10 protein-coding genes are annotated in these 8,985 nt (G+C 72.5%); 5 read left to right on the top strand and 5 right to left on the bottom strand.

The window, feature by feature from the left end; translation table 11 throughout:
* Nucleotides 1-45: 45 nt before the first annotated feature.
* Nucleotides 46-237, bottom strand: a complete 192-nt coding sequence (fxsA, locus tag KS423_RS30125) for an FxSxx-COOH cyclophane-containing RiPP peptide (RefSeq protein WP_049656076.1) — start codon at nucleotides 235-237, stop codon at nucleotides 46-48.
* Nucleotides 238-381: 144 nt separating this feature from the next.
* Nucleotides 382-1,014, bottom strand: a complete 633-nt coding sequence (gene pdxH / locus KS423_RS30120) for a pyridoxamine 5'-phosphate oxidase (protein WP_224282936.1) — start codon at nucleotides 1,012-1,014, stop codon at nucleotides 382-384.
* 417 nt (nucleotides 1,015-1,431) lie between these two features.
* On the opposite strand from pdxH, the gene KS423_RS30115 reads away from it, so the two are divergent.
* Nucleotides 1,432-2,532: a citrate synthase 2 gene (locus KS423_RS30115; protein ID WP_224282934.1), complete on the top strand. Its 1,101-nt coding sequence runs from the start codon at nucleotides 1,432-1,434 to the stop codon at nucleotides 2,530-2,532.
* A 152-nt stretch (nucleotides 2,533-2,684) separates the two neighbouring features.
* A complete protein-coding gene (gene serC, locus KS423_RS30110; protein ID WP_224282933.1) occupies nucleotides 2,685-3,803 on the top strand; it encodes a phosphoserine transaminase in 1,119 nt (372 codons plus the stop codon).
* Nucleotides 3,804-4,043: 240 nt separating this feature from the next.
* On the opposite strand, the gene thpR is transcribed toward serC, so the two are convergent.
* Nucleotides 4,044-4,631, bottom strand: coding sequence for an RNA 2',3'-cyclic phosphodiesterase (gene thpR, locus KS423_RS30105; protein WP_224282932.1), 588 nt, complete (start codon nucleotides 4,629-4,631; stop codon nucleotides 4,044-4,046).
* A gap of 46 nt (nucleotides 4,632-4,677) precedes the next feature.
* On the opposite strand from thpR, the gene KS423_RS30100 reads away from it, so the two are divergent.
* Nucleotides 4,678-5,196, top strand: a complete 519-nt coding sequence (locus tag KS423_RS30100) for a GNAT family N-acetyltransferase (protein WP_224282931.1) — start codon at nucleotides 4,678-4,680, stop codon at nucleotides 5,194-5,196.
* Between the two features lie 52 nt (nucleotides 5,197-5,248).
* On the opposite strand, the gene KS423_RS30095 is transcribed toward KS423_RS30100, so the two are convergent.
* Nucleotides 5,249-6,847 (bottom strand): MFS transporter, encoded by a 1,599-nt coding sequence (locus KS423_RS30095; RefSeq protein ID WP_374120053.1) that lies wholly within the window; start codon nucleotides 6,845-6,847, stop codon nucleotides 5,249-5,251.
* 44 nt (nucleotides 6,848-6,891) lie between these two features.
* Nucleotides 6,892-7,326, bottom strand: a complete 435-nt coding sequence (locus KS423_RS30090; RefSeq protein ID WP_224282930.1) for a MarR family winged helix-turn-helix transcriptional regulator — start codon at nucleotides 7,324-7,326, stop codon at nucleotides 6,892-6,894.
* Between the two features lie 123 nt (nucleotides 7,327-7,449).
* Between KS423_RS30090 and KS423_RS30085 the strand changes: the two genes are divergently transcribed.
* A complete protein-coding gene (locus tag KS423_RS30085; protein ID WP_224282929.1) occupies nucleotides 7,450-7,899 on the top strand; it encodes a VOC family protein in 450 nt (149 codons plus the stop codon).
* A gap of 304 nt (nucleotides 7,900-8,203) precedes the next feature.
* Nucleotides 8,204-8,985, top strand: a 782-nt coding sequence (locus KS423_RS30080; protein WP_224282928.1) for an MHYT domain-containing protein, incomplete at its 3' end; no start/stop codon positions are given.

Below are 8,985 nucleotides of genomic sequence, written 5' to 3'. Positions count from 1 at the left end.
CGGATCGGCGCGCCGGGCGAGGGGGCGCGGGCGCCGGGCGACGCGCTACCGGTCGAGCGCCGACTGGAAGGCGGCGAGCGGCTCCGCGCCGGGGGTCAGGGCGTCCGCGACCACCCGGCGCAGCAGGTCGCCGAGGACGGTATCGGGCAGGGCGTCGAGTTCGTCGAGCGGCAGGGCGGCGACGTCGACCAGGTCAGAGCCGAGTCCAGCGGCGGTTTCCGCACCGGTGACGCCCATCAGTCCCTCACTCGATCGTGTCGGCACAGCGGGCCGCCGGCCGGAATTGCATCGACCCAGGTCCGCGACGGGCATCCTACACCCGAGGTGTGACGGTCCATCAGCTCCGCGCGGGCGCGTCGCGGAGCCTGTGGGCCGAACGGATCACGGGCAGAGCCGCTCCACCCGCCACCCCGTCGGGCCGGCCGGGTCGACGACGTAGCGGAGCCGGTCGTGCAGCCGGTTCTCCCGGCCCTGCCAGAACTCGACGCTCTGCGGGACGACCCGGTACCCGCCCCAGAACGGCGGGACGGGTACTCCCTCGCCCTCCGGGTAGCGGCGCTCCAACTCGGCGTAGCGCTGTTCGAGGACCTCCCGGCCGCCGACCGGACTGGACTGCTCGCTGGCCCAGGCGCCCAGCTGGGAGCCGTGCGGGCGGGTGCGGAAGTAGGCGGCGGTCTCGTCCCGGCCGACCTTCTCCACCCGGCCCTGGACGATCACCTGGCGGGCCAGCGCGATCCACGGGAACAGCAGTCCCGCGTACGGGTTGGCGGCCAGCTCGGAGCCCTTGCGGGAGCCGTAGTTGGTGAAGAACACGAAGCCGCGCAGGTCGTATCCCTTGAGCAGGACGGTGCGCGAGCTGGGCCGCCCCTCGGCGTCGGCGGTGGAGAGCACCATCGCGTTGGGCTCCACCACTCCGGCTTCGTCCGCCTCGTGGAACCAGCGGGTGAACTGGCCGATCGGCTCGGGCGCGAGCTGCTCCTCGACCAGGCCCTCGTGACTGTAGTGCTTGCGCATCACGGTGAGGTCCGGGCCGGGACGGGCCTCCTCGGCCAGGGTCCGGTTGGCGGGGCTCGGGGGCGTCGGCTTGGCGCGATCCGGGGTCTGCACGTCAACATCATCCCGTACGACAAGCGACGGGCACCGCTACCTCCGGACAAACCTCCGTGGGAGATACGGTGGCCCGCCACCGCTTGGCCGCCCACCCTGTGGGTAATTGTCCTGAACCGGGCGTTTGGTTCAAGGCGTTCCCGGGCAGCACCGTGCCCCCGACGGGAAAGTCAAGCGGGCCCACGGCAAACATCACCACGGTGGTGTATGGCGCAATGCACCCCGTGCCTGTCACTCTGGCACCGAGTGCCAAACACCATTCGGTCACTGGCGCGCCGCCCCACCACGGCGGAGCGCCGATCGCAGAACTGAAGGAGCCGTCGCATGTCCGATTTCGTACCCGGGCTTGAGGGAGTCGTCGCGTTCGAGAGCGAGATCGCCGAACCCGACCGTGAGGGCGGCGCCCTGCGGTACCGCGGTGTCGACATCGACGACCTGGTGGGCAGCGTCTCCTTCGGCCACGTCTGGGGCCTGCTGGTGGACGGCAAGTTCAACCCCGGCCTGCCGGCCGCCGAGCCGTTCCCGATCCCGGTGCACTCCGGCGACATCCGGGTCGACGTGCAGTCGGCGCTCGCCATGCTCGCCCCGGTCTGGGGCCTCAAGCCGCTGCTGGACATCGACGCCGAGCAGGCCCGCGACGACCTCGCCCGGGCCGCCGTGATGGCGCTCTCCTACGTCGCCCAGTCGGCCCGCGGCCAGGGCCTGCCGATGGTCCCGCAGAGCGAGATCGACAAGGCCGAGACGGTCGTCGAGCGGTTCATGATCCGCTGGCGCGGCGAGCCGGACCCGAAGCACGTCAAGGCCGTCGACGCCTACTGGACCTCGGCCGCCGAGCACGGCATGAACGCCTCCACCTTCACCGCCCGGGTCATCGCCTCCACCGGCGCCGACGTCGCGGCCGCCCTCTCCGGCGCGGTCGGCGCGATGTCCGGCCCGCTGCACGGCGGCGCGCCGTCCCGCGTGCTCGGCATGATCGAGGAGATCGAGCGCACCGGCGACGCCACCGCCTGGGTCAAGAACGCCCTGGACAAGGGCGAGCGCCTGATGGGCTTCGGCCACCGCGTCTACCGCGCCGAGGACCCGCGCGCCCGGGTGCTGCGCCGCACCGCCAAGGAGCTCGGCGCGCCGCGCTTCGAGGTCGCCGAGGCCCTGGAGAAGGCCGCGCTGGAGGAGCTGCACAACCGCCGCCCCGACCGCGTGCTGGCCACCAACGTCGAGTTCTGGGCCGCCATCATGCTGGACTTCGCCGAGGTCCCGGCGCACATGTTCACCTCGATGTTCACCTGCGCGCGCACCGCCGGCTGGTCGGCGCACATCCTGGAGCAGAAGCGCACGGGCCGACTCGTGCGCCCCTCCGCGCGCTACATCGGCCCCGGCCCGCGCCGCCCCGAGGAGATCGAGGGCTGGGACGCCATCACCCACTGACGGATACCGGACGAGCGTCCGGACAGTGCCCCTGAGCAGCGGGTCCGGCTCCGGCCGGGCCCGCTCTCCGTCGTCTCGGGGCAACCGGGACCACAGTCTCAGCGGGCGGACTGCCGTACCCCCGCCGAGTCTGCGGCCGGTAGGCTGCGCGCGTGGCTCAGATCCAGATCCCCGCTGACATCAAGCCCGCAGACGGCCGTTTCGGCTGCGGACCGTCCAAGGTGCGCCCCGAGGCCCTGAGTGCCCTCGCCGCCACCCAGACCTCCCTGCTCGGCACCTCGCACCGCCAGGCCCCGGTCAAGAACCTGGTCAAGCGCGTGCGCGAGGGCGTGAGCAGCCTGTTCTCGCTGCCGGACGGCTACCAGGTCGTCCTCGGCAACGGCGGCTCCACCGCCTTCTGGGACATCGCCGCCTTCGGCCTGGTGCGGGAGAAGTCCCAGCACCTGGACTTCGGCGAGTTCTCCTCGAAGTTCGCCTCCTCGGTCAAGGCCGCGCCGTGGCTCGGCGAGCCGACCGTGATCAAGACCGCCCCGGGCACCCACCCGCTGCCGGTCGCCGAGGCCGGCGTGGACGTCTACGGGCTCACCCACAACGAGACCTCGACCGGCGTCGCGATGCCGATCAGGCGCCCGGCCGGCGCGGACGAGGGCTCGCTGGTCCTGGTGGACGCCACCTCGGGCGCCGGCGGCCTGCCGGTGGACATCACCGAGACGGACGTCTACTACTTCGCCCCGCAGAAGTCCTTCGCTTCCGAGGGCGGCCTGTGGCTGGCCACCTTCTCCCCGGCCGCCCTGGAGCGCGCCGCCGAGATCGCCGGCTCCGGCCGCTACATCCCGCCGTTCTTCTCGCTGCCGACGGCCATCGACAACTCGTCGAAGGACCAGACGTACAACACCCCGTCGCTCTCCACCCTCTTCCTGCTGGCCGACCAGCTGGAGTGGCTGAACGGCAACGGCGGGCTGGACTGGGCGGTCGCCCGCACCGCCGACTCCTCGTCCCGGCTGTACTCCTGGGCCGAGAAGTCCTCCTTCGCCACCCCTTTCGTGGCGAACCCGGAGGAGCGCTCCCAGGTGGTCGGCACCATCGACTTCGACGAGTCGGTGGACGCCGCCGCGGTCGCCAAGGCACTGCGTGCCAACGGCATCGTGGACACCGAGCCGTACCGCAAGCTGGGCCGCAACCAGCTGCGCATCGCGATGTTCCCGGCGATCGACCCGGCGGACGTCGAGGCGCTCACCCGCTGCATCGACTACGTGGTCGAGCAGCTCTGACCCGGCCCCCCGACGACACGGCCGAGGGCCACCGCCGACAGGCGGTGGCCCTCTCGCCGTTCCGGGGCCGGGGCCCGACCGGCTAGCGGCCGACCAGCGAGCTGATCAGCACGACGACCAGCATCAGCACCAGGGTGCCGGAGACGATGCGCATACGAGTCTTGGGATCCACGGTCAACGAGCGTACCTCCGGCTCACGCAGGACTGCTCCCGGGCCCTGCCCCGGGCCTCCCGGGGACCTCAGCCCCAGTCCGCCAGCTCCCAGGAGCACAGCGACTCGTACTGGGCGGAGCCGCCGTCCGGGTCGCTCTTCATCAGGTGCAGCTCGGCGGCCTCCCACTCCGGCCCCCGGTACTCCGCCAGTGCCGCCGCCAGCGCGTCCAGCTCGGCCGCGGCGACCCGCAGGACGGCCCGCCGGTGGCCGCGGTGGGAGCCGGCCCGGGCCAGGGTGACGTGCGGGTGGAAGGCGAAGTCGTCGGTGTCCCCGGTGACCTCGACGGTGGCCTCGGCGACCGCCTCCGCAAGCCGGCGCAGCGCCCAGGTCTGCCCCTCCACCCCGGCCCAGAGCACCCGGTCGCCGAACCGGCCGGAGCCCGCGATCCGCAGCCGGTGCACCGGGTGCACCTCGGCGACGGCGGCCAGGCCCGTCTCCAGCTCCGGCAGCCGCTCGGCCGGCACCTGGCCGAGGAACGCCAGGGTGAGGTGCCAGCCCTCGACGGTGGTCCAGCGCAGCCGGTCCGCCCCGGGCAGCCCGCGCACCGGCGCGACCGCGTCGGCGAGCCCCTGCAGCGCCGCGACCGGCGGGACGACCGCCACGAACAGCCTCATGAGCCCATCTTCCCTCCGCCGGCCGCTTGGAGTAGAACGTCTATCCATGAAGATCCGCAACGGGGGTCCCGCGGACGTCCCCGACATCCTCGCCCTGCTCGACGACGCCGTGGCCTGGCTGGCCGGCCAGGACCGCACCGGCCAGTGGGGCGACCAGCCGTTCAGCACCATCCCGGCCCGGGTCGACCAGGTCTCCTCGTACGCCGCCGAACCCTTCCTGATCCGCCTCGCCGTGGACGACGACGGCCGCACGGTCGGCTGCTGCGTGCTCTCCGAGGACCGAGGCCGGTGGATCCCCGCCGTGGACGAGCGCGAGCTGTACGTCCGCAACCTGGTCACCGACCGCAGCCGCAAGGGCTCGGGCATCGGCGCGGCGCTGATCGCCGACGCGATCGAGGAGACCCGTCGGCGCGGCATCGGCCTGCTGCGGGTGGACTGCTACGGCGGCGCGGACCGCAAGCTGGTCGCCCGGTACCGGGCGCTCGGCTTCACCGAGACCGAGAGCTTCGAGGTCGAGCAGCCGGCCGGCGTCTGGCCGGGCCAGGTGCTGGCCATCCGCCTCTGACGCAACGCCGGAAACCCCCGGAGTCGGGACTCCGGGGGTTCCTGGTGATCGATCAGCAGGCAGTGGCCAGCTCGGTCTTGCGCGCCGGACCGGTCCGCGGCACGAAGGCCACCACCCGGCCGCCGCGGCCCGGGTGCAGGTCGAACCGCACCCGCAGGTCCGCGCTGCGGGCCAGCACCAGGCCGACCACGCCGGCCGCAGCCGCGGACACCAGCCCACAGGCCAGCAGGCCGAGCCGGGGCCCGTACGAGGCGGTCACCCAGCCGACGATCGGGGCGCCGACCGGCGTGCCGCCGGTGAAGACCAGCACCAGCAGGCCCATCACCCGGCCGCGCATCTCCGGGTCGGTGGCCAGCTGGAGCGAGGAGTTGACCGAGGTGTTGAAGCTCAGCCCGAAGACCCCGACCAGCATCAGCAGCAGCGCGAAGGTCCAGTAGTCCGGCGCGAACGCGGCGACCACCTCCAGCGTGCCGAAGGCCAGCGCCGCGCCGACCAGCCGGCGAAGCCGCGGCGCGCCCCGGCGGGCCGCGAGCAGCGCGCCCGTCAGCGAGCCGATCGCCATCGCGGTGTTCAGCAGGCCGTACTGGCCCGCGCCCACCTTGAAGGTGTCGTACGCGAAGCCGGAGAGCAGCGTCGGGAAGTTGAAGCCGAAGGTGCCGATGAACCCGGCCAGCACCATCGGCCAGAGCAGCTCGGGCCGCTCCCTGACGTACCGCAGGCCCTCGCGCAGCTGCCCCTTCTCGCGGGCGATCGGCTCGGTCGGGCGCAGTTCGGCCTCCCGCATCGCGAGCAGCCCGCCGATCACGGCGGCGAAGGACAGTGCGTTGACGGCGAACGCCCAGCCGCTGCCGACCGCGGCGATCAGCAGGCCCGCGACGGCGGGGCCGACCAGCCGGGCGGTCTGGAAGTTGGCGGCGTTCAGGCTGACGGCGTTGGCGAGGTCCTTGGGACCGACCATCTCGGAGACGAAGGCCTGCCGGGTCGGGTTGTCCACCACAGTGACCAGGCCGAGCAGCAGCGCGAAGGCGTACACGTAGTACGGCGTCACCATGCCGCCGATGGTCAGCGCCGCGAGGCCGGCGGCCAGCAGGCCCATCGCGCCCTGGGTGAACACCAGCAGCCGGCGCTTGGGCATCCGGTCCGCGAGCACGCCGCCGAACAGGCCGAGCAGCAGCATCGGCAGGAACTGCATGGCGGTGGTGATGCCGACCGCGAGCGGGCTGCCGGTGAGGCTCAGCACCAGCCAGTCCTGGGCGATCCGCTGCATCCAGGTTCCGGTGTTGGACACCACCTGGCCGGCGAAGTAGTAGCGGTAGTTGCGAACGCGCAGCGAGGAGAACATCCCCCCGGGTCGGGTGAAATCGGCACCTGTGGGAGATGAGGCCGAGTGGGTTCGGCCCTGAGCGGCGGAGTCCGCCGCGGTGCGTTCGTCGGGGTCGTCGTCGCCGTTGCCGGGCAGTCCCGTGGGAGCGGGGGCCTGGGCGTCGGCGGCTGCGGCACTGGCCGCGGCGGGGTCGGTGGTCGGGTCGTCGGTACGGATGGCGGCGGCGCTGGCTGCGGCCGGCGGTGTCACGGTGGTCTCCCCTCGTGGCGGGGCGGGGCGGGGGGGGGCCGTCGCGCTCCTGGTGTCGGTGGTCGGTCCTGCGGTGATGCAGTGCTCCTTGTCCTTCCGGCGGCTTGCCGGATTAGGTGTGCCTAGAGGTGTGCGAGCTTGTAGAGCACGGGCGCGGCCTCGCGGAGGACGGCCCACTCCTCCTCGTCGAGCCCCTGGGCGAGCTCGGCGAGCCAGACGTTCCGGCGTCGACGACTCTCCGCGAGGATCGTCTCGGCCTGCTCGGTGCTGCTGACGACCACCTGGCGGCGGTCCTCGGGGTGCGGCTCGCGCCGCACCAGCCCCTTCTCCTCCAGCATCGCGACGATCCTGGTCATCGAAGGAGGCTGCACGTGCTCCTTCCGGGCGAGCTCACCCGGCGTCGCCTTCCCGCACCGGGCGAGGGTGCCCAGCACCCCCATCTCGGTGGGACTCAGCGACTCCTCCACCCGCTGGTGTTTGAGTCGTCGGGAGAGGCGCATCGTGGACGACCGCAGCTGACTGATCGCTGCGAAGTCCTGCTCGGACATCTCGGGCATCTCTTTAGCCTACGTCATTACTCTCGCTAAGGAAAATGAGATCCGCCGCCGCGCCGGAGGGTCGCCCCGGTGCCATATTGGTCATGGGCCCCAGCTCTCGACTCCCAGAAGGGCCGACCTGCCATGTCCGACCTCGCCACCGAGCAGTCCGAGCGGTCCGAACGGCCGCAGTCGTCCGAGCGGTCCACGCAGAACGGGCCCGGCGACACCGGCTTCGCCCGGCTCGCCATGGTGACCATCGACTGCGCCGACCCGGTCGCGCTGGCCTCGTTCTACGGCGAGCTGCTGGGGTGGGAGACCAGGCACACGGACGAGAACTTCGCGATCCTGGACAACCCCGAGGGCGGCAGCCCGCTGGGCTTCGGACGGGTGACCGGGTACCGGCCTGAGCCGTGGACGGAACCGGACGGCAGCAAGCACTTCCACCTCGACTTCTACGTCGACGACCTGGACGAGGCCACCGCGAAGGCCCTCGCGCTCGGCGCCACCGAGCCCGCCTACCAGCACGGCCGCACGCTGCGGGTGCTGGTCGACCCGGCCGGCCACCCGTTCGGACTAGCCCCCTTGGAGTAGCCGCCAAGCGGGGCGGGCGACCCCCGCACGAGGCCTGGGGACGGTGCGCAGACGGTGTCAGGGATTGGTGCCGGGATCATGCAGGCCGCGTAAAGGCCCATCCTGACCTGGGACTTCACGAAAAACGCGAACATTGTGCGACCGCCGGGCAGTGGCTACTCTCCCCGATTGTCAGGGGCACCACATGCCAGGCTCCTCCCCGCGGGACCGCGTTCCCGCTCCGGTGCCCGTTGCCGCGCGCCTTCCCCGGCCAGCCGCGTCCGCCCGCGCCCCGGTGCCCTCAACCCTCGTCCAGGGAGCTCTATTGGGTGAGATCCACCATGCCGACCACGGCTGGGTGACACCGGCGGTCTCGTACTTCGTCGCCTGCCTCGGCGCCTTCGTCGCCCTGCGCAGCGCCCGCTGGGCACTCGTCTCCCAGGGCCGCACCCGGGCCGTCTGGCTGCTGTTCGCCTCGACCTCGCTCGGGGCCGGGATCTGGTCCATGCACTTCATCGCGATGCTCGGCTTCTCCGTGACCGGCGCCGAGATCAGCTACCGGCCCGGGCTCACCGTGCTCAGCCTGCTGGTCGCCGTCACCGTGGTCGGCGTCGGGCTCTTCACCGTCGGGTACTGGCGGCACCGCGCCCTGGCACTCCTGGTCGGCGGGCTGACCACCGGCCTCGGGGTCGCCGCGATGCACTACCTGGGCATGGCCGCGATGGTCCTGCCCGGCCGGCTCGGCTACGACCTGCCCACCGTGGCGGCCTCGGTGGCGATCGCCGTGGTCGCGGCCACGGCCGCGCTCTGGGCCGCGCTGAACATCCGGGGCACGCTCGCCGTGCTCGCCGCGGCGCCGGTGATGGGCGTGGCGGTCTGCGCGATGCACTACACCGGTATGGCGGCGCTCTCCGTCCACCTGGACTTCTCACGCTCCACCGAGGACGGCGTGATGGCACTCCAGTTCATCTTCCCGCTCGGCGTCGGGCTCGGCTGCTACGTCTTCTTCGGCTCGCTGGCCTTCGCCGTCTCGCCGAGCCGGCCCAACTCCCGGCCCCTGCTGGCCGGTCCGGCCGCCCCGCTGCCCCCGCGCGCCCCCGGGGCCGC

Source organism: Streptomyces sp. LS1784, from assembly GCF_020103755.1.
Classification (GTDB): Bacteria; Actinomycetota; Actinomycetes; order Streptomycetales; family Streptomycetaceae; genus Kitasatospora.
The sequence above is the reverse complement of the archived record's forward strand: the minus strand, read 5'-3'. Positions and strand labels throughout refer to the sequence as shown.